This is a genomic window from Streptomyces sp. NPDC000151 (assembly GCF_040301705.1).
Taxonomy (GTDB): domain Bacteria; phylum Actinomycetota; class Actinomycetes; order Streptomycetales; family Streptomycetaceae; genus Streptomyces.
In genome coordinates, this window is record NZ_JBEPFC010000140.1 from 1 (window position 1) to 19,185 (window position 19,185).

Sequence of the window (19,185 nt, forward strand, 5' to 3'; positions counted from 1 at the left end):
GCGGAGCGGGCCCAGGGTCGCCGCGGCGGTGATCCGGGCGGCGCATTCGTTGGCCGCGACCACGGCGGTGAGCAGTGCGGGGCCGTCGAGCCGCCGGGCGCGGGCGTAGGCGAGCGGCACGGCGACGGTGGAGGGGGACAGGTGGCCCGCGTACGCCGTGTCGTCGAGGTTGAGGAAGGAGCCGAGGGCGGCCAGCACGCTCGACGCCTGGCGCGGATCGTCCTGCAGCGGCGGCCCGAAGGCGGCCGTCAGGCGCCGGCCGAGCGGGTGTGCGGCGCCCGCGCGGATGGCGCCGAGCTGGGACAGCACCTGACTGGCCGCGCGGCGCAGTACCCGCTCCGGTATCGCGTCGGGTGTGAGCCGCGCCGCCCAGGCGCCGAGTTCGGCCAAGAGGGTCATCGCGTCCTCACCCGTTCCGCTGTGCGCGGGGCGCGGCCCAGACCGGCAGCGCGCCCGGCAGCACGTCGAAGGTGGCGGTGGTCCCGATGCTGTGGCGCAGCTCGCCGTCGTGCTCCAGGACCAGCCGTTCGCCGTCCAGCCGTTCCAGGACGATCCGCCGCCCGCGGCCGTACGCCGTGCCGGGCAGGTCCAAGTGGCGGCCCTCGCGGGCAAGTTCGAGGAAGCGGGCCGGGTCGATCCGGCCGCCGACGACGCAGACGTCCAGCAGGCCGTCGTCCGGCTCGGAGCGGGGCAGCAAGAGGTACTGCCCGGCGCGGTAGCGGCCGCCGCCGACGCCGGCCAGGACGGTGGGGCCCTCGGCCAGTACGGTGCCGTCGACGGTGACCCGGCCCGGGTAGGGGCGGTAGCCGGCCGCGGCCTCGGCCAGCAGGCGCGCGTAGCGGGCCCGGCCGCTGCCGGGCGCCGCGCCGGCCGCCGACAGGATCTCGGCGCCCAGCCCCGTGCAGGAGCCGAGGAACACATGGGCGCCGGTCTCGGCGAGCCGGGCGAGGTCGATCCGACGCACCTCGGCCCGCCGGGCGGGACCCAGCACCATGTCCAGGGCGTCCTGCCAGGGCCGGTCCTGCCAGTACATCCGGTACCCGGAGTTGGCACTGCCCGCGGGGATCATGAGCAGCGCTGCCCGGGAGCCGTCGCCGTCCTGCCGGAGCATCCCCTCGGCCGTCTCGTGTGCCGTGCCGTCGCCGCCCACCGTCACCACCAGGTCGGGGCGGTGCCCGGCGGGTTCCTTGGCCAGCGCGCGGTGCACGGCGTCCGTGGCGTCGCCCGGCCCGGTCGTGCGGTGCACGGCCACCGGCCCGAGCCGTTCCCGGCAGCGGGACGCGAGGAGTTCGACGAGCTCGGCGGAGTAGCTGCCGGCTGCCGGGTTGGCCACGATGAGGGCACGCAGCGGTGAGGGGTCCACGGAAAACAGCCTGTCCTACTGTGCTGACCTCGCCCTGACCATTTCCTGACCCCTTCCTGATATTCCCCTGACAGCGCACTGACGGCTGCACAATTTCCCTTTCACGGCCCGGGAATTACTTGTCGCGACCGGCCCCGCGCTGCTCTACTCGGACGTCGGCCCGTCCGCTGCGCACGCCCGGAGGAATGGACGCATGACCACCGAATCAGCCCCGGCGTCTCCGGCCCACCACGCCATCAGCACCTATGCACAGTCCGCCAATCCGAGCGCTTTTCTCGCCCTCAATGAAGGGAACAAGTACTTCACTTCCCCGACCGCGCAAGGCGTGATCGTCCATCGGCGTTCAGGACGCTGCCTGGTCCAGTTCGGCGGGCCTTTCGCGCCGCCCGAGGACTATTCCCGGCTGCTCGGTGAATTCACCGGGTACGCGCGGCGGCAGCGGCTGCGGCTGGTCGGCATCCAGCTGCAGCGGGCCGATGCCGTGCGGTACGCGGAGCAGGGGTTCACCGTCAACCAGATCGGCGCTTCCTACGCGATGGACCTGGCCGGCTTCAGCCTGCGCGGCTCCCGCTTCGTACGGCTCCGGAACAAGATCTCGCGGGCGCTGCGCAGCGGCCTGACCGTGCGGGAGGCCGGGGCCGACGAGTATGCCGGCGCGCTGCGGGAGCTGGACGCGCGCTGGCTCGCGGGCAAGGGGAAGCACGCCAGGCCGCTGGAGTTCCTGGTGGGCCAGCACGGGGGCGCTGCGCAGTCGCACCGCCGGCTGTTCGTCGGGCTGATCGGCGGCGAACCGGCCGGGTACATCTCGTACTCGCCCGTCTACGGCAGCCGGGCCGGCTGGCTGCACGACCTGAGCCGCCGCCGGCCCGACGCGCCGCCGGGGGTCGCCGAGGCCGTCAACAGCCATGCGATCGAGGTGTTCCGCGGCGAGGGCGCGCGCTGGCTGCACTTCGGTTTCACCCCGTTCACCGGGCTCGATCCCGCGTGCGAGGTCCCCGGTCACAGCCCGGCGTTCCGGTGGCTGGTGGGCAAGCTGTGGGAGCGCGGCGGGGCCGTGTATCCCGCGCGCAGTCAGCTCGCCTACAAGGAGAAGTGGGCGCCGGACGTGGTGATTCCGGAGTACATCGCCTTTTGCGGGCGAGCCTCGGTCAGGTCCCTGATCCACGTCTTCCGGGCGGCCAACGCGCTGTAGCCGTGTGCCGTCACCGACATCCCAGGAGGTCATCGGCATGACCTACGTATCCCCTCACCCGTCCGGCGCGCACTCCGGCGCCGCGCCCTTCACCGACCTCTTCCAGCAGGTCAGGGAGGCGGGCCTGCTCAGGCTGCGCCCCCGTTACTACGCCTGGCGGCTGACGCTGAGCGCGGCGCTGTTCGGCGCCGGGCTGGCGGCGTTCCTCCTCCTCGGCGACTCCTGGTACCAGCCGCTGGTCGCCGCGTATCTGGCGCTGTCCTCCGTGCAGTGCGCGTTCATGGGCCACGACGCGGGCCACAAGGCGATGTTCCGCGACAAACGCGCGGCCACGGCGGTCGGGCTGCTCCACATGAACCTCGTCAACGGGATCAGTTACGGCTGGTGGGTGGGCCACCACAATCGCCACCACAGCCACCCCAACCACCTCGACCGCGACCCGGACATCGCCCGCCGTACGGCCGTCTTCCACGTCAAGCAGTACGCGCGCAGGACCGCCCGGCAGCGGTTCATCGTGCGCCACCAGGCCGTGCTCTTCTTCGTGCTGCTCGTCCTGGAGGCGTACAAGATCCAGAAGACCTCGGTGCTGGCGGTCCTGCGCCGGGGTGTGCGGCGCCCGGTCCTGGAGGGCGGGCTGATGCTGGCCCGCGTCGTCGTCTTCGCCGGCGCCCTGCTGCTGGTGCTGCCGCCGCTGAAGGCCCTGGTGTTCCTGCTGGTCCACCAGGCGCTGACCGGCGTGTACCTCGGCCTGGTCTTCGCGCCCAACCACAAGGGCATGGAGATCCGCGACGGTGCGGAGGAGTCGCTGGACTGGCTGGAGCGGCAGGTGCTGACCTCCCGCAACGTCCGCCCCTCCCCCCTGACCGACTTCCTCTACGGGGGTTTGAACTACCAGATCGAGCACCATCTGTTCCCGGCGATGCCGCAGCGGAGCCTCGGCCGGTGCCGGAAGATCGTGCGCGCGTACTGCGCGGCGCACGGCCTGCCGTACCGGGAGGTGGGTATCGCCGCGTCCTACCGCGAGGTCGCGTCGTTCCTGCACGAGGTCAGCGCCCCGATACGGGCGGAACACGAGCGGGCGGGGCGGCACCGCCGGGCCGCCTGAAGGCCGGCCGCCCTCCTTCCCGCGGAGGGCGGCCGGCGTGCACAAGGGGGACGGAGTCAGTTGCGGGACGGCACTCGGGCCGCGTGCACGGCCGACACCGGGCCGCGGTCCAGCGCCGGGTCCTGGACCAGGATGGCGTGCTCCACCCGGCGCAGGGACGGGGAGGGGTCGACGCCGAGCTGCTCGACCAGGCACTGCCAGGTCTGCCGGCAGGTGTCCAGCGCCTCCGCCTGCCGGCCGGAGCGGTACAGCGCGACCATGAGCTGTTCGCAGAAGCGTTCGCGCAAGGGGTTGGCCAGGTGGGCCTCGCGCAGTTCCGCCAGGGCGGCGGTGTGCCGGCCCAGCAGCAGTTCGCTGTCGAACAGCGTCTCCAGCGCCCGCAGCCGGTGCTCCTCGTACCGTGCGGCGGCGGCCTTCGCCAGCGGCCCGCCGGGACTCCCGCCGCAGAGGGTCCCGCGCCACAGGCGCAGCGCGCGGCGCAGCAGGGCGACGGCCTTCTCCGGCGCTTCCCCGCGCAGCCGTTCGGCCCGCGCGGCGCACTCCATGAATGTGGTGGCGTCCAGCTCGGCGCCGTCCATCAGGAGCTGGTAGCCGTACGGGAGGCAGACCAGCCGCGGCGGGACCCGGCCCGGCTCGATCACCTTGAGCTTCTTGCGGAGCCGGCTGGCGTGCGCCTGCAGGGCGTTGGCCGCGCCGGCCGGTGCCGATTCGGCCCACAGCTCGGCCATCAGCGTCTCATGGGATATCGCCTTTCCCTCACTCACCAGGAGGGCCTGCAGCAGCATGCGCTGGAATCCTCCGGACACCGTGATGCTGCCTTCCGGGGAGAGCATTTCCAAGCCACCGAGAATCCTGAACTCGATCAAGGACTCGTCTAGCATGTACCGCCACCGATCATTCTTCTCCTCAGCCCGGAACGCGATACGGAAACCACACTTCCCCGGAAGTTACCCCGCCCCGCTATCGTCCCGCTTTCCGGTGGGTATCGACTTGCCCCTGCTGTGAAACCCGCTGGAGGTGGCGGGCGAAGTCGGTGGTGACGGAAAGGGCGTGCTCGGTGAGGTAGAAATGGCCTCCCGGGAATTCGCCGGCGCCCAGGAACGCAGGGGTACGGGTGGCCCACTCGGCGAGCCCGCCGGGCTCCAGCGTCGGATCGGACCGGCCGCCGTAGGCCACGACCGGGCAGCCGACGCGGGCGCCGTCGTCGCGGTAGTCGGCGACGAGGGCCAGGTCGGCGCGGACCGCGGGCAGGACCAGCGCGAGCAGCTCGGGGTCCGCTCCGGCCTCCGCCGGCAGCACGCCGAAGCGCCGGACCGCCGCGGCGAACTCGCCGTCCGGCAGCGGCAACAGGGCGTCGACCGGCCGGAACCGCTCGGGCGCCCAGCCGGACACGCCCAGCAGCACCGGTCCGGCGCCGCCCTCGCGCTCGGTCGCCACGGCCACCCGGTAGGCGAGCAGGGCTCCCAGGCTGTGCCCGAAGAACGCGTACAGGCGGCCGTCCAGCTCCGCGTCGAGCGCCTCCCGCACCGCTTCGACCAGGGGTGCGGTCCGCCGGTGCGGCGGTTCGGTACGGCGCTCCCCGCGCCCCGGCAACTGCACGGCGTGCACCTCGACTCCGGGGAGCAGGGCCGCCCACCGGTGGTAGAAGGCGGCGCCGCCCCCGGCGTGCGCGAAGCAGAACAGCTGCCGTGCGGCGTCGGGCCGGGGCTCCGCCGTGCGGAACCAGCGGCCCGCCTCCCCCGTCACCCGGCACCCCCCTCCGCCGCCGCCCGCATCCGCTCCGCGAAGTCCGTGTCCGGCACGACGCTCGCGCGGGCCTGGGCGACGGCGCGCCCTTCCGCGTCGGCGATCCGGGCGTTGGCGACCATCCGGCGCCGGCCGGGATGGACGAGTTCGGCGTGCACGGTGTAGGCGTCGCCGGGCCGCGCCGGCCGCAGGAAGTCGATGTCCAGGCTGAGCGTGATCATGGGGTACGCGTGATCGCCGTGGCTCATTCCGGCGGCGCAGCAGGCGTCGTCGAGGACCATGGCGAGGTACCCGGCGTGCACCCCGCTGCCGGCGAAGTTGGCCAGCTCCCGCGGGGGCCGCCAGCTCTCGTCGACCCCGCCGGGCCGGGCGCCGGTCACCCGCAGGCCGAGCAGGGCGTGGTGGGCGCCGTGCGGCACCCGCCCGTCGGCCAGCGCCTGCAGCAGCTCGGCGCCGGTGAGTTCGTCCCAGTGTGCGAGCAGCGCGCTCTCCATCGTCTCCGGCACGTCCGGCATCCTCCCATCGTGACGGGCCATCAGGACAGCACGAGGGGCGCGCCGCCGAAGTAGGCGAGCAGCGGCTCGGCGGTGCTGGTGCGGGACGGCGGATGGAAGGCCAGCGGCCGGACGGCGGCGGCGAGCAGCGCGCCTTCCGGGGAGCGGATGAAGTCCATGCCGCCGAGCAGTTCCAGGGCGAGGTCGGCGGCGCCGGTCAGCGCCTCCTGGACGGCGTACCGGGCGACGAGCACGGCGGCGACCGCCTCCTCGCCCGCCAGGTCGCCGTCGCGGACCGCGCGCGCTGTGCCCTCCAGGAGCAGGCAGGCCGCCTCGACGCGTACCGCGAGCGCTGCCCGGTCGGTGGCGGCGCCCCGGCCGTGCTCCAGTACGCGCTGGACGAGGGCGGTGGCGACGCCCGCGTATCCGGCGGAGATCAGCAGCTCGAACCAGAGGAAGCCGGCGCTCTGGATCTCGGAGAGCCGGTCGGGGCCGTCGCCGTCGGCGGTGGTGCGCAGGACCAGGTCCTCGGGTACGAACACGTCCTTCAGGCGCACTTCGTCGCTCTCGGCCGCGGCGAGCGCGCCGTTGGCCCAGAAGGGATACACGCCGATGCCCGGCGTGTCGGCCCGCACCAGCGCGACGGCCAGCTCGGGCCGCCCCTCGGCGCCGGGGACGGTGACGCTCGCGGTCAGCAGGTCCATCGAGCGGGACAGACTGCACGGCTTCTTGGCGCCGTTGAGCACATAGCCGCCGTCGGCCGGCCGCGCGGTGACGGCCGGGGCGAGGATGTTCTGCTGGGTGCGGCCCTCGGCCCAGCCGGAGGCCATCAGCTTCCGGTCGGGCACGACGCCGGCCAGCAGGTCGCGCTGGGCCGCGGTGAGGCCGTCCTCGCGGTCGGCCAGCGAGTAGAGCATCGCGGCCGTGAAGTGGTGCATGGTCGCGGCGGCGGCGAGGGAGGGCGAGTACGAGCCGAGGGCCCGCATGACCCGTACGGCGTCCACCGGGTCGGCTTCGCGCCCGCCGAAGGCGGCGGGCACCAGCAGTCCGACGCCGCCGTGTTCGCGGAAGAGCGGGATCACCGGGCTGCCGGGCTGTTCCCGGTCCACGAGGTCGGTCTCCTCCAGGGCCTTGCCCAGGCCCGGGTGGTACTGCTCGCAGGTGGTGCGGGCGGATTCCAGGGAGCGCATCGGAGGTCACCTTTCGCCGAAGACCGCGTGGCGCGGGCTGACGCCGGAGCTGATGCCGACACCCTGGAGGTGCGAGGTGGTCAGCATGGGGTAGTTGGCCTCGCCGTGCACGCCGCCGGTCAGGCCGGTGCCGCCGTGGCTGGGCAGGCAGGGCAGGAAGCCGATGTGCGAGTCGTTGACCTTCAGCAGGCCGCCGTTGCGGACCCGTCGCACGAAGGCGTCCACGACCGAACCGTCCCTCGTCCAGAGGGAGTTGCGCAGGCCGTAGGCGTTGGCGTTGAGGAAGTCCCAGAACCGGTCCAGGAGGACCTTCTCGGCGGCCGGTTCGGCGACGATCACCGGGAGCAGCGGGAAGAACGTCTCCCTGCGCACCATCTCCAGCTTCCGGGCGCCCGCGAGGCCGTCGACCCGGACCACGGTCGGCTCCAGGAACACCCCGGTCTCCGACCGCGTCCCGTCCGCCTCGATGCGGTGCCCGCCGCAGACCAGCTCGGCTCCGGAGCCCAGCGCCTCGTCCAGCAGCGCGAAGAACCGCTCGCTGCGCCGTACGGGAGAGAGCAGTACGTCCTCGTCGCCCGGGTGGCCCGGGCGGATGTCGCGGGCCTTGGCTGTCACCTCGGCGAGCAGCGCGTCGGCGATGTCCGGGTGGGCGAGGACGTAGTTGGGGACCATGCAGATCTGGCCGGAGCCGTAGAACGCTTCGGTGACGGCCTCGGCGGCGAGCGGCAGATCGGCGTCCTTCCACACCATGACGCCGTCGTTGCCGGCGAGTTCGAGGACGGGCTTCTTCCCGGCGGCGATGCAGCGCAGCTGGAAGCGGAGGCCCTCCTCGCTGCCGCCGATGTAGAAGATGTCGTCCACCAGGGGGCTGTCGAGCCATCGGGTGAGGGTCCGGCCGGGGTTGCCGCAGACGGCGGCCAGGATGCCGGGCGGGGCACCGGCCTCCCGCAGGACGGGGGCGACGAGTTCACGCAGCAGGTACATGGTGCTGAGCGCGATGCTGCGCGGGGCGCGGACCACGACGGCATTGCCGGCCATGAGCATCAGGACGGCGAGCGCGGCGCTGGGCGCCGGGGCGTTCTGCGGCGGGTTCAGGCACACCACGCCGTCGGGCTGCCGGTGGACGACGAGGCGGCGTCCGGCGTGCCGGAATTCGCTGTGCATGCACTGCCGGTACCACGCGCAGCTCTCCGCGCCGTACAGCTCCAGCAGGCCGCTCAGCTGCCAGCGGGCGAGCCGCAGCGGGGTGCCCTCGGCCACCATCAGGCCGAGGAGTTCGGTGCGGTGCTCCAGCAGTCGTTCCCAGAACATCGGTGCCAGGGCCATGCGCCGGTCCAGTGGCACGGCTGCCCAGTCGGGTGCCGCTTCCGCCGCGGCCTTGAGGGCGGCGTCGTTGTCCGCGTCGTCCGCGACGGCGACCCGGCCGACGACATACGGGTGCTGGGCGGCGGCGGAGTCGGGGTCCGGGTCGCGTTCCAGGGCGCGCTTCAGCCTGACGCTGGTGAAGACGTCCTCCAGCAGGGAGCCGGCGCTGACGGTGTAGACCCAGCCCTCGCCGCCGGCGTCGCGGCCTCCGATGTACGAGGAGTAACTGCGCAGCGGGTGTGCGCGGGGCGGCGGTGCGGGTGCCGCACCGGCCGGCTCGGTGGTGCTGCGGGGAGAGGACCCCACGGTGCCTCCAACGGTCGGGATGGTCACTGCCCCACCGGCAGCGGGCGCCACCGCGGCGCCGAGGAGCCGCGGGGTACGAGTACCGGGTCGTCGTGGCCCGCCGGGGTCTCGCTGAGGCGGACGGGCGGGACGGTGTGCCGCAGCTCGCCCAGCGGGGTGGCGCTGGTCCGCCACTCGGGGGCGGGTGGGACGGCGTCCTCGGCGAGCGCGTCCGTCAACTCCGGCTCCCAGCTGCCCAGTTCCCAGCACCAGTTGGCGACGCCGGCGAGCGATACGCGGACGGCGTAGCTGCCGCCTTCGTGGGCGCGGCGGACGGCCGCGGCCATGATGCCGGAGGCCGCCAGGTAGGAGGCGATGTAGTCGCACAGGATGCGGCCGGGCGGCAGCTTCGGGGTGTCGCCACCGCCTTCGCGCAGGCTGATGCCGGTGAGCGCCTGGGCCTGCTGGTCGAAGCCGCCGCGGTCGCGCCAGGGCCCGGTGTGTCCGTAGGCGCTGAGGGAGCAGTGGATCAGGCCGGGGACCGCGGCGGCGCACTCCTCGGCGGTGAGCCCGAGCCGTTCGGCCTTGCCCGGGCGGTAGTTGTGGACGAAGACGTCGGCGTCGCGCAGCAGCCGGTCGAAGGTGTCGCGGCCGGCGGCGCCCCGGGCGTGCAGGTCCAGCCGGGCCGAGCGCATGCCGCCGGCCGACTCGTGCCAGATGATGTCGTGGTCGAAGGAGTCCGGTTCGCACACGTGCAGGACGTCGGCGCCGTACTCCGCCAGCGTCCGGCCGGTCGCGGTGCCCGCCAGGATGTGGGTGAACTGCAGGCAGCGCAGCGAGGACAGCGGCCGCGGCCCGTGCGGCAGCGGGACGACGGGGCCGTCGGCGATCCGCTCCACCGCCACCAGCGGCTCGGCCAGCACGGCGCGGCCCTGGGGGTGGGCGAGGAATTCCGCGCGGGTGCGGGCGACGGCGAGCGGGACGGCCCGTTCGGCGGCCGCCTCCTCCAGATCCGCGGCGTCCCAGCCTGCGACGGCGGCCGCAAGGTGCTCCCTGGTGTGCGCGCACCCCAGGAGGTCCAGCAGGGCGTCGCGGGTGCGCGGGTAGCAGGCGATGGGGATGACCCAGCGGCCGTCGGCGGTGCGGTAGAAGTCCCAGAGCGCGGGGGCCGGTCCGGACAGCCCGGCCAGCGATCCCATGCTGGAGGGGTAGCCGTTGAGCGTGGCCAGGCCGCCCAGGAACGGGGACATGCGGTGCAGGCCCTGGCCCAGGTCCAGGGCGAGGCGCTGGGCCCGTCCCGTGCGCAGCTGCCAGATCTGTGCGGCGCCGACGGCCGACGTGAGCAGCGGCACCCCGATCGCGGCGGACATGCGCAGCGTGGATTTCACGTACGGATGGCAGCCGGTCACGGTCAGGTCGCTCACGGCCGATTCCCGGCTCAGGCCGATCGCTTTCAGCGTGGCGTCCAGTTCTCGGGTGAAGTCGAACCCGTCCTCCATTATTCCCTCGATTCTTTCCGTCCGGCGCGTTCCGGTGCGGGGCCGCCGAGTCTGCCACTGCCGTGGCACCGCCGGAACACATGGTCAGCGAGGCGTCAGCGCATTGTCAGCGGGCTTTGCTTGACTGCCGACCATGGCGGACTCCGACGACCTTCACCGGCTGCCCCGCGCCGAGCGCCGGGAGGCGCTGGAAGAAATTCTTTCCCGGGAGTTCAGGGCCGGTCTGCTGATGGACGAGGCGGAAGAATTGCCTTGGGACGAGAACTTCTTCGACCTGGGCCTGACCTCGCTGCGCCTCATGGAGCTCAAGCAGCGCGTGGAAACCCTGCTGAACTGTGACATCAGCACCAACGTGCTGTTCAACAGCCCCAATTTGGCGAAGCTTGCGGACCACCTGGCCGATGTCGTCCTGCCCGGCCTTTCCGACGAACCGGCCCGCTGAGGAAGGAACCAGCCATGTCAGAAACGCCCGAGGCCGCCACGGGGGACATCCGGCACACCGCGGACGAGCCGATAGCCGTCGTCGGAGTGGGCCTGCGTTTTCCCGGCGGAAACGAAACGCTCGCGGAATTCGCGGATTTCCTGCGTGCGGGACGGTCCGCCGAGGGGCCCGTTCCGGAGGACCGGTGGGTTTCCGCGGACAGTACGGAGCGGCCTGCGGGTAATTTCCTCGACGGGCTCGACCGGTTCGACGCGAAGTTCTTCAAGATATCCCCCAAGGAAGCCCCGTACATCGATCCCCAGCAGCGCCTGGTGCTGGAGACCGCCTGGCACGCCCTGGAGGACGCCAACATCGACCCGACGGGCCTGCGGGACACCGGCGCCGGGGTCTATCTGGGCGTCATGTCCATGGACTACATGACGGAGACGGCCGCGGTACCGGAGAAGGAACTGTCCGGCGCGCTGGTCCCCGGCAACGCGCACAGCGCCGTGTCCGGGCGGCTGTCGTACTTCCTGGGGCTGCGCGGCCCCTGCATGAGCGTCGACACCGCCTGCGCGTCCTCGCTCACCGCCGCCCACCTCGCCGCGCAGGGCCTGCGCCGCGGGGAGTGCGACCTTGCGCTGTGCGGCGGCGTCAACGCGATCCATCACCCGCTGATCCAGGCCGCCCTGAACAGCGCGGGGATGCTCGGCGCCGACGGGCGCTGCAAGACCTTCGACGAGAGCGCGGACGGCTACAGCCGCGGCGAGGGCTGCGGCGTCCTGGTGCTCAAGCGGCTGTCCGACGCGCTGCGCGACGAGGACCGCGTCCTCGGGCTGCTGCGCGGCTCGGCCGTGGGCGCGGACGGCGAGAGCGCGGGCCTGACCGCGCCCAGCGGCATCGCCCAGCAGGCCGTGATGAGGGCCGCGATCGCCGACGCCGGGCTGCGGCCCGAGCACATCCAGTACGTCGAGGCACACGGCACGGGCACCCCGCTGGGCGACCCCGTGGAACTGGGCTCGATCAGCGACACCTTCGCGGCCTCCCACAGCGCGGCCGCGCCGGTGGTGGTCGCCTCGGCCAAGACCAACGTCGGGCACCTGGAGTCCGCGGCCGGTGTCTGCGGCATCGTCAAGGTCCTGCTGCAGATGCGCGAGGGCGTCTTCTACCCGCATCTGCACCTCACCACCCCGTCGCCCCGCATCCCCTGGGACAGCTGCCCGGTGACCGTGCCGACCCGGGTCACGCCGTGGCCCGCCGGCGGTCCGCGGCGCGCCCTGGTGAACGGCTTCGGCATCGCCGGCACCCTCGGCTGCGTGGTGGTCGAGGAGCCGCCGCCCGCGGCCGGCACGGAGCCCCCGCAGGACGACGCCGCACCGCAGGTCCTCACCCTGTCCGCCAAGAGCGCCCCGTCGCTGCAACGCCAGATCGAGCGCTGCCGGGAGTACGTCGCGGACCACCCCGATGCCCCGGTCGCCGACCTGTGCCGCACCGCCGCGCTCGGCCGCGCCCACCTCCCCGTCCGCCGCGCCGGAGTCGTCCGCGACCGCGCCGGGCTGACGAAGCTGCTCGGCGACTGGGCGGCGCGCGACGCCGGACCGGGCGCCGGCGGCGCCGACGGCGGGCGCGGCGTGCGCAAGGTCGCGTTCCTGTTCACCGGCCAGGGCAGCCAGTACCCGGGCATGGGCCGGGCACTGTACGCCCGCCACCCGCTCTTCCGGGAGCGTCTGGACGCCTGCGACCGGCTGTTCGCGCCGCACCTGGGCCGGTCGGTGAAGGACCTGGTGACCGGCGCCGACGGGGACGGCGTCGCGATCGACCGGACCGTGCACACCCAGCCCGCACTGTTCGCGCTGGAGTACGCGCTGGCACACCTGTGGCTGTCCTGGGGCGTACGCCCGAACGTCCTGGTCGGCCACAGCATCGGCGAGATCGCCGCGGCGGCCGTCGCGGGGGTCTTCTCCCTGGAGGACGCGGTGGCGCTGGTGGCGGCGCGGGCCCGGCTGATGCAGTCGGTCACCGCGCCCGGCGGCATGGCCCAGGTGCCGCTGCCTGCGGACGAACTCGCCCCCTTCCTGGACGGCCACGCCGATCTCGCCGTCGCCTGCCGCAACGCGCCCCGCCAAAGCGTGATCTCCGGCGGCCGGCGGACCCTGGACGAGGTGTGCACGTACCTGCGCAAGGAAGGTCACGACGTGCGCGAGCTGCCGGTATCGCACGCGTTCCACTCACCGCTCATGGCCGAGGTGGCGGACGCCTTCCGGCACGAGCTGAAGGACCTCAACTTCCACGAGCCGCGACTGCCCCTCGTCTCGAACATCACCGGGCGCGTCGCCAGGGCCGGGGAGCTGACCACGCCGGAGTACTGGGTCCGGCACATCGGCGCGCCCGTGGACTTCGCGGGCAGCATGCGCACGGTCGCCCGGCGCGGCGGGCACGCGTGCGTCGAGATCGGCCCCGCCTCGACGCTCACCTCCCTGGCCCGGCAGTGCGTACCGGCCGGTGACCACCTGTGGCTGGGCGGCCTGCACCGGGCCGACGGGGACGGCAACGTACTGCTGACCTCCCTCGCCCGGCTCTACACGGCCGGCTTCCCGGTGGACTGGGCGGGCTTCCACCGCGGCACCGCCGGCCGGCCCGTCACCCTGCCCCCGTACGCCTTCGACCGGAAGCCGTACTGGCTCCCGGTCCCGCGCGGGCGGAATCGGGGCGCGGTGGCCGCCGCGGCCGGGCAGCAGCACCATCCACTGCTGGGCGAGGAGAGCACCACCGAGGAGCAACTCGGCGACAGCGTGCGGGAGTTCGCCGCCCGGGTGAATGCCAAGCACCCCGCGTACCTGGCGGACCACGTCATCATGGGGCAGGTCGTGCTCCCCGGCGCGGCCTATCTGGAAGTGCTGCTCGCGCTTCAGGACGCGGTGTACGGGGAGACCTGCCGGCCGGTGACGGACGTGGCGATCCTGGAGCCCGTCTTCCTCGCCACCGACCGGGTCACGGAGCTGCGCACGCGGCTGCGGTCCCGGCCGGACGGCACGGCGACGGCCGAGATCGTGACCCGGGTCGCGGGCCGGGGCGGGGCCTTCGAGCGCTGCCACGCCACCGCGGTCCTGGGCCTGCCCGCGGCGCCCGGTACGGCGCTCACCAGGGCCGGTACCGAGCTGTGCGCCAGGGCCGCCGAGGCGGCCGGAGCAGGCGAGGCGGCGGCGGAGATGAGCAGCGAGGAGCTGTACGCCGGGATGTCGGCGGCCGGGGTGGACTACGGCCCGGAGTTCCGCCGCCTGGTGCGGGCCCGCCGGTACGACGGCCGGCTCACCGTGGGCGAGCTGCGCGGCACGCGGACGGGCGCGGCCGAACAGCTGCCGCCGGCCCTGCTGGACAGCTCACTGCACGCCATGGCCCTCCTCAATGACGCCGGGGAGACCTACCTGCCGGTGCGGTTCGGACGGCTGCGGCTGTTCAAGAAGCCGAAGTCGGCGGAGCTGCGGACGCTGGCCAGGCTCGTCCCGGTACCGCCCGGGGCCGCGCAGGAGGTGGACCTGGCGGCGGACGTCGTGCTGCTGGAGGGCGACCGGCCGGTCTTCGAACTGACCGGACTGGGCCTGAAGCGGGTGGCCAACACGGCGGCCGGGAGCGGGCGTCCGGCCCACCTCTACCACGAACCGCGCTGGGTCAAGCGCTCGCTGACCGGTCCTGGGGCCGGGTCCGGGGAGCCGCGCCGCGTCGTGGTGCTGAACCGCGGCGAGGCGGAGCGGGCGCCGCTGGCCGCCCGGGCCGCGGAGACCGGTACGGAACTGGCGTACGCCACCGGACCTGATGACCTCGCCGATCTGCTGGCCGACCGGCGGCCCACCGATGTGTGCTGGTTCTGGCGGCCCGGCGAGGGCGACGGAGTGGCGGCGCTGCGTGCCGAGTGCCGGCGCAACTACCGCGACCTGCTCGCGGTGCTGGGCGCGCTGGAGCGCGCGGGCTTCGGGCACGGCGGGCGGCTGTGGCTGGTCACCGAGGGCGCCCAGCTGCTGCCGGAGGAGGCACCGCGCGGGGCCGGGCCGTCGGCGGCGGCCACGTTGTGGGGCTTCGGGCAGGCGCTGTGGCACGAGTACCCGGGTTACCGCGTCACCCTGGTCGACCTGCCCGGCGGCAGCGATGCGGACGGCGCGGCGGGGGCGCTGCTGGACGAGTTGCCGGCGCGGGACACCGGGGAGTTCCAGGTGGCGTACCGGGGCGGGCACCGCCACGTACGGCGGCTGCACCCGTTCGATCCCGCGGGCCGGCGGGACGCCCCCGTCCGGCTGGCCATCAAGGAGTACGGCTCGTTCGCGGACGTCCGGCCGGAGCCGGCCGAGGCCGTCCCGCCCACGGGCGACCGGATCCAGGTCGCGGTGCACGCCGCGGGGCTGAACTTCAAGGACGTGCTCAACGCTCTGGGCCTGCTCAAGCAGCACGCCGAGGACACCGGCGGGACGTACCGGGCGCAGCCGCTGGGGTTCGAATGCGCGGGGACGGTGATCGCGGCCGGGCCGGACGCGGCCTTCGGGCCCGGAGACGAGGTGGTGGTGAACGCGGTCGGCTGCATGGCGAGCACCCTGACCGTCTCCTCGGAGCTGGCGGTGCGCAAGCCGGACCGCCTCACCATGGCCGAGGCGGCCGGAGTGCCGACGGTCTTCGTCACCGCGCACTACGCCCTGCACCAGCTGGCCGGGATCAAGCCGGGCGACCGGGTACTGATCCACGCCGCGGCGGGCGGCGTCGGGCAGGCCGCGGTCCAGCTCGCGCAGGCGGCCGGCGCCGAGGTGTACGCCACCGCCAGCCCCGCCAAGTGGCCGCTGCTGCGCGCCCAGGGCATCCGGCACGTCATGAATTCCCGGACCCTGGACTTCGCCGACGAGGTGCTCGCGGCCACCGGCGGCGCGGGCGTGGACACCGTGCTGAACAGCCTGAACAAGGAGTTCATCCCGGCGGGTCTGCGCTGCCTGGCCCCGGGCGGACGGTTCGTCGAGCTGGGCAAGGTCGGCTCCTGGACCCCGGAGCAGGTACGCGAGGTACGCCCCGACGTGACGTACCACCACTTCGACCTGGGCGAGCGTCCCGAGGCCGAGGCACGGGCGCACACCCGGCAGATCCTGCGGACCGTCGTCGAGCAGCTCGCCGACGGACGGCTGAAGCCCGTTCCCGCCACGGTCTACTCGCTCGACGAGGCCGAGGAGGCGTTCTCGGCACTCAGCCGGGGTGCGAGCACCGGCAAGCTGGTGCTGCGCTTCGCGGACGAACGCGCCAGGGCCGTAAGGCCGTTCGCGGTCGGGCCCGACCGCACGTACCTGATCACCGGCGGCCTGGGCGGGCTGGGGCTGGTGACCGCCCGCAAGCTCGTCGAGCTCGGCGCGCGCCATCTGGCGCTGGTCGGCCGCGCCGGACTGCCCGCCGCCGAGGCGGCGGCGCTCGCGGCCGAACTCGGGAAGGACGTCGAGGTCGCGGTCCTGAAGGCGGACATCGCCGAGCCCGCCGACGTCGAGCGGATCACCGCGGAGCTGAAGCAGTGCCCGCATCCGGTGGGCGGCATCGTGCACGCGGCCGGCGTCCTCAACGACCTGCCCGCGTCCGCGCTGACCTGGGAGGACATCGAGACGGTACTGCGGCCCAAGGTCTACGGCTCGTGGCTGCTGCACGAGGCGGCCACGTCCTTCCCGGAGCTGGACTTCTTCGTGGGCTACTCCTCCGTGGCCGCCGTGCTCGGCGGCCCCGCACAGGCCAACTACGCGGCGGGCAACGCCTACTTGGACGGGCTGCTGCGCTGGCGGGCGGGCCACGGCCTGCCCGGACTGACCGTCAACTGGGGCCCGTGGGCCGAGGTCGGCATGTCGGCCCGGCTGGACGCGCCGCTCGCCCGACGGCTCCAGGACCAGGGCGTCGCCTTCCTGCACCCGGCGGACGGGATGCACGCACTGGTCGCCCTGCTCGGGCAGCCCGCTCCCCAGGTCGTCGCCGCGGCGTGCGACTGGGACCGGTACGCGGCGGGCCGGGCGTTCCCGCACAGCCTGTACCGGCACCTGGTGCGCGAGTCGGGGGGCACCGCCCGGCCCGGGCTCGACGCCGACGCTCTCCTGGCCCTGCCCGCGGACGAACGCAGGGCGGCGCTCAACACGTATCTGCGCGCCCGCATCGCCGACATGCTGCACTTCGAGAGCACCGACGACGTGGAACCGGACGCGGTGTTCCTGGAACTGGGCCTGGACTCGCTCGCCGCCGTGGAGCTCAAGAACGCGCTGGAGACCGCGCTGCGCGTGCCGCTGCCCGCCTCGGTCACCTTCGATCACCCCTCCGTCGGGCGGCTCACCGACTTCCTCGACCGGCAGCTGTCCCGAGAGGGCCTGTGATGAACGACGACACGCTCACCCCTCCGCAGACCACCGTCCACCCGCGGACGCTCGACGCGGTCGCGGCCCGCCGGGCCGCCGACCACCCCGGCCGGCCCGCCATCCTCTGCGAGGACCGCAGCGTCACCTACAGGGAGCTGCACCGCGAGAGCAATCGCACCGCGCACGCGCTCCGCGCCGCAGGGCTCGGCCCCGGCTCCCGGGTGGCCTACCTCGGCAAGGAGTCCGAGCACTTCTACGAGACCGCGCTGGCCTGTGCCAAGACCGGCGCCGTCCTCGTACCGGTCAACTGGCGGCTGACCCGCGACGAGATCGCGCACATCCTCCGCGACTCCGACACCGAACTCCTCTTCGCCGAACGGGAGCGGCTGGTGGTCGCCGGGCAGCTGGCGGCGGACCTGCCGCGGCTGCGCGGGGTGGTGCCCCTGGACACCGCAGAGCACCGCCGCTCGGGCTTCCTGGCCTGGAAGGCGGGCCATCCGGACGACGGGCTCTCCCCCGCGGCCGGCCCCGGCCCGGGCCCCGACGACGCCGTGGCGCAGATCTACACCAGCGGCACCACCGGGCTCCCGAAAGGCGTGGTGCTGGCGCACCGCAGCTTCTTCGGCGTCGAGGAGGCCGTCCGGCGGCACGGCTGCGACTGGGTGGAGTGGCAGCCCGGCGACCGGTGCCTGGTCGGCATGCCCGGCTTCCACATCGGCGGCCTGTCCTACGCGATGCAGGGCTTCGTCGCCGGGGCGACGATGGTCAGCATGCCGATGTTCGTCCCCGCCGACGTACTGCGGCAGATCGGCGAACTCGGCATCACCCACGGCCTGGTGACCCCCGCCATGCTCCAGATGCTGCTCGACGAGCCGGGCGCGACCTTCGCCGCCTTCCGCTCCCTGCGGAAGATGGTGTACGGCGGCGCGCCCATCTCCGGCGCGCTGCTGCAGCGCTGCCTGGCGACGCTGGGCTGTGAGTTCGTCCAGATCTACGGCAGCACCGAGACCGGCAACTTCGCCGCCTGCCTGCCGCCCGCCGACCACGTACCGGACAGTCCGCGGCTGCGCGCGGCCGGGCGCGCGTACCCGGGGATCGACCTCAAGGTCACCGACGCGGACGGCGCGGCCCTGCCGCCCGGCGCGGTCGGCGAGGTCTGGGTCCGCTCCCCCGCCCGCATGCTGGGGTACCACCGGCAGCCGGCGGCCACCCGGGAGACGGTGCGGGACGGCTGGGTGCGCATGGGCGACGCGGGCCGGCTGGACGCCGACGGCTATCTGTTCCTCTGCGACCGCATCAACGACACGATCATCGTCGGCGGCGAGAACGTCTACCCCACCGAGATCGAGAACGCGCTCGCCGACCATCCGGCGGTGGCCGAGGCGGCCGTGGTCGGAGGCCCGGACGAGCGCTGGGGCGAGGCGGTGCACGCGTACGTGGTGCTGCGCGCGGAACAGCAGGCCACCCCGCGGGAGCTGTTGCGTTTCCTGCGCGGCCGGCTCGCCGACTTCAAGATCCCCACGGCGTACGCGTTCCTGGACGCGCTGCCGCGCAACCCCAACGGCAAGGTGCTGCGCCGCGCCCTGCGGGATCCGCTGTGGCAGGGCCGGGAACGCCAGGTCAATTGAGGGCACGTCAGGAACGGGAGACCACGGCATGAGCACCGAGGAACACCAGGACCACACCGAAGGACACCGGCTGCGGGTCGGCGTCCTGCTGCCGACCCGGGAGGCGGCGATCAACGGCGACCACGCCGTCGCCCCGCTGCTGGACTTCGCCCGCGAGGCGGAGCGGCTGGGCTACGACTCGCTGTGGACGGGTGATTCGCTGCTCGCCCGGCCCCGCCTCGACCCGGTGGTGGTGCTCGCCGCGGCCGCCGCCGTGACGACCCGGATCACCCTGGGCACGGCGGCCTTCACGGCGGCCCTGCGGCACCCGCTGCTCGGCGCGCACCAGCTCGCGAGCCTGGACCGGGCGGCGGCCGGGCGGCTGGTGGCCGCGCTCGGCGCGGGCTTCCCCGTGGCGGAGACGGAGGCGGAGTTCGCGGCGGTGGGCGTGCCGTACACCGGGCGGTTCAGGCGTCTGGACGAGACGGTACGGCGGTGGCGGGAGGTGTGGCGCGGCGGTGCCGGCGCGGACGGCGCCCGGCCGGGCGATGCGGCGCGGCTGCCG

13 protein-coding genes and 1 pseudogene are annotated in these 19,185 nt (G+C 73.8%); 6 read left to right on the plus strand and 8 right to left on the minus strand.

The window, feature by feature from the left end; genetic code table 11:
- Both ABT381_RS28795 and ABT381_RS28800 read right to left on the minus strand, forming a co-directional pair.
- Nucleotides 1-399: pseudogene (locus ABT381_RS28795) on the minus strand (MmgE/PrpD family protein); the annotation flags it as partial.
- A 7-nt stretch (nucleotides 400-406) separates the two neighbouring features.
- Nucleotides 407-1,363, minus strand: a complete 957-nt coding sequence (locus tag ABT381_RS28800; protein ID WP_351599498.1) for a diacylglycerol/lipid kinase family protein — start codon at nucleotides 1,361-1,363, stop codon at nucleotides 407-409.
- A gap of 193 nt (nucleotides 1,364-1,556) precedes the next feature.
- Here ABT381_RS28800 and ABT381_RS28805 point away from each other — a divergent pair, with 193 nt between their 5' ends.
- Both ABT381_RS28805 and ABT381_RS28810 read left to right on the plus strand, forming a co-directional pair.
- Nucleotides 1,557-2,555 carry a bifunctional lysylphosphatidylglycerol flippase/synthetase MprF gene (locus tag ABT381_RS28805; protein ID WP_351599499.1) on the plus strand — a complete coding sequence of 333 codons (999 nt, stop codon included), beginning with the start codon at nucleotides 1,557-1,559 and terminating at the stop codon, nucleotides 2,553-2,555.
- 37 nt (nucleotides 2,556-2,592) lie between these two features.
- Nucleotides 2,593-3,660: an acyl-CoA desaturase gene (locus tag ABT381_RS28810; protein WP_351599500.1), complete on the plus strand. Its 1,068-nt coding sequence runs from the start codon at nucleotides 2,593-2,595 to the stop codon at nucleotides 3,658-3,660.
- Between the two features lie 56 nt (nucleotides 3,661-3,716).
- Here ABT381_RS28810 and ABT381_RS28815 read toward each other — a convergent pair whose 3' ends face one another.
- The 6 genes from ABT381_RS28815 to ABT381_RS28840 all read right to left on the minus strand — a co-directional run bounded on the left by ABT381_RS28815 (nucleotide 3,717) and on the right by ABT381_RS28840 (nucleotide 10,239).
- Entirely contained in the window at nucleotides 3,717-4,445 is a 729-nt protein-coding gene (locus tag ABT381_RS28815) for an AfsR/SARP family transcriptional regulator (RefSeq protein WP_351599501.1), read from the minus strand.
- A 175-nt stretch (nucleotides 4,446-4,620) separates the two neighbouring features.
- Nucleotides 4,621-5,406, minus strand: a complete 786-nt coding sequence (locus ABT381_RS28820; RefSeq protein WP_351599502.1) for a thioesterase II family protein — start codon at nucleotides 5,404-5,406, stop codon at nucleotides 4,621-4,623.
- A complete protein-coding gene (locus ABT381_RS28825; RefSeq protein ID WP_351599503.1) occupies nucleotides 5,403-5,921 on the minus strand; it encodes a PaaI family thioesterase in 519 nt (172 codons plus the stop codon). The genes ABT381_RS28820 and ABT381_RS28825 overlap by 4 nt, the downstream gene beginning before the upstream one ends.
- A 20-nt stretch (nucleotides 5,922-5,941) precedes the next feature.
- Complete coding sequence (locus ABT381_RS28830; protein WP_351599504.1) at nucleotides 5,942-7,090, minus strand: acyl-CoA dehydrogenase family protein; 1,149 nt, start codon at nucleotides 7,088-7,090, stop codon at nucleotides 5,942-5,944.
- Between the two features lie 6 nt (nucleotides 7,091-7,096).
- Nucleotides 7,097-8,689, minus strand: a complete 1,593-nt coding sequence (locus ABT381_RS28835) for an aldehyde dehydrogenase family protein (protein WP_351599510.1) — start codon at nucleotides 8,687-8,689, stop codon at nucleotides 7,097-7,099.
- Between the two features lie 95 nt (nucleotides 8,690-8,784).
- Nucleotides 8,785-10,239, minus strand: coding sequence for a CoA transferase (locus ABT381_RS28840; protein WP_351599505.1), 1,455 nt, complete (start codon nucleotides 10,237-10,239; stop codon nucleotides 8,785-8,787).
- Between the two features lie 133 nt (nucleotides 10,240-10,372).
- Between ABT381_RS28840 and ABT381_RS28845 the strand changes: the two genes are divergently transcribed.
- The 4 genes from ABT381_RS28845 to ABT381_RS28860 form a co-directional block, all read left to right on the plus strand.
- Complete coding sequence (locus tag ABT381_RS28845) at nucleotides 10,373-10,681, plus strand: acyl carrier protein (protein ID WP_351599506.1); 309 nt, start codon at nucleotides 10,373-10,375, stop codon at nucleotides 10,679-10,681.
- A gap of 14 nt (nucleotides 10,682-10,695) precedes the next feature.
- On the plus strand, nucleotides 10,696-17,031 hold the full coding sequence (locus ABT381_RS28850) for a type I polyketide synthase (RefSeq protein WP_351599507.1): 6,336 nt from the start codon (nucleotides 10,696-10,698) through the stop codon (nucleotides 17,029-17,031).
- Nucleotides 17,031-18,641, plus strand: a complete 1,611-nt coding sequence (locus tag ABT381_RS28855) for a long-chain-fatty-acid--CoA ligase (protein ID WP_351599508.1) — start codon at nucleotides 17,031-17,033, stop codon at nucleotides 18,639-18,641. Before ABT381_RS28850 ends, ABT381_RS28855 begins: the two co-directional genes overlap by 1 nt.
- 28 nt (nucleotides 18,642-18,669) lie before the next feature.
- Nucleotides 18,670-19,185: LLM class flavin-dependent oxidoreductase (locus ABT381_RS28860; protein ID WP_351599509.1), on the plus strand; the 516-nt coding region annotated here is incomplete at its 3' end.

Coding starts and splice junctions, on each gene's coding strand:
- ABT381_RS28805 (WP_351599499.1), top strand. CDS start 1,557: ATGACCACCGAATCAGCCCCGGCGTCTCCGGCCCACCACGCCATCAGC.
- ABT381_RS28810 (WP_351599500.1), top strand. CDS start 2,593: ATGACCTACGTATCCCCTCACCCGTCCGGCGCGCACTCCGGCGCCGCG.
- ABT381_RS28815 (WP_351599501.1), bottom strand. CDS start 4,445: ATGCTGCTGCAGGCCCTCCTGGTGAGTGAGGGAAAGGCGATATCCCAT.
- ABT381_RS28825 (WP_351599503.1), bottom strand. CDS start 5,921: ATGCCGGACGTGCCGGAGACGATGGAGAGCGCGCTGCTCGCACACTGG.
- ABT381_RS28830 (WP_351599504.1), bottom strand. CDS start 7,090: ATGCGCTCCCTGGAATCCGCCCGCACCACCTGCGAGCAGTACCACCCG.
- ABT381_RS28840 (WP_351599505.1), bottom strand. CDS start 10,239: ATGGAGGACGGGTTCGACTTCACCCGAGAACTGGACGCCACGCTGAAA.
- ABT381_RS28845 (WP_351599506.1), top strand. CDS start 10,373: ATGGCGGACTCCGACGACCTTCACCGGCTGCCCCGCGCCGAGCGCCGG.
- ABT381_RS28850 (WP_351599507.1), top strand. CDS start 10,696: ATGTCAGAAACGCCCGAGGCCGCCACGGGGGACATCCGGCACACCGCG.
- ABT381_RS28855 (WP_351599508.1), top strand. CDS start 17,031: ATGAACGACGACACGCTCACCCCTCCGCAGACCACCGTCCACCCGCGG.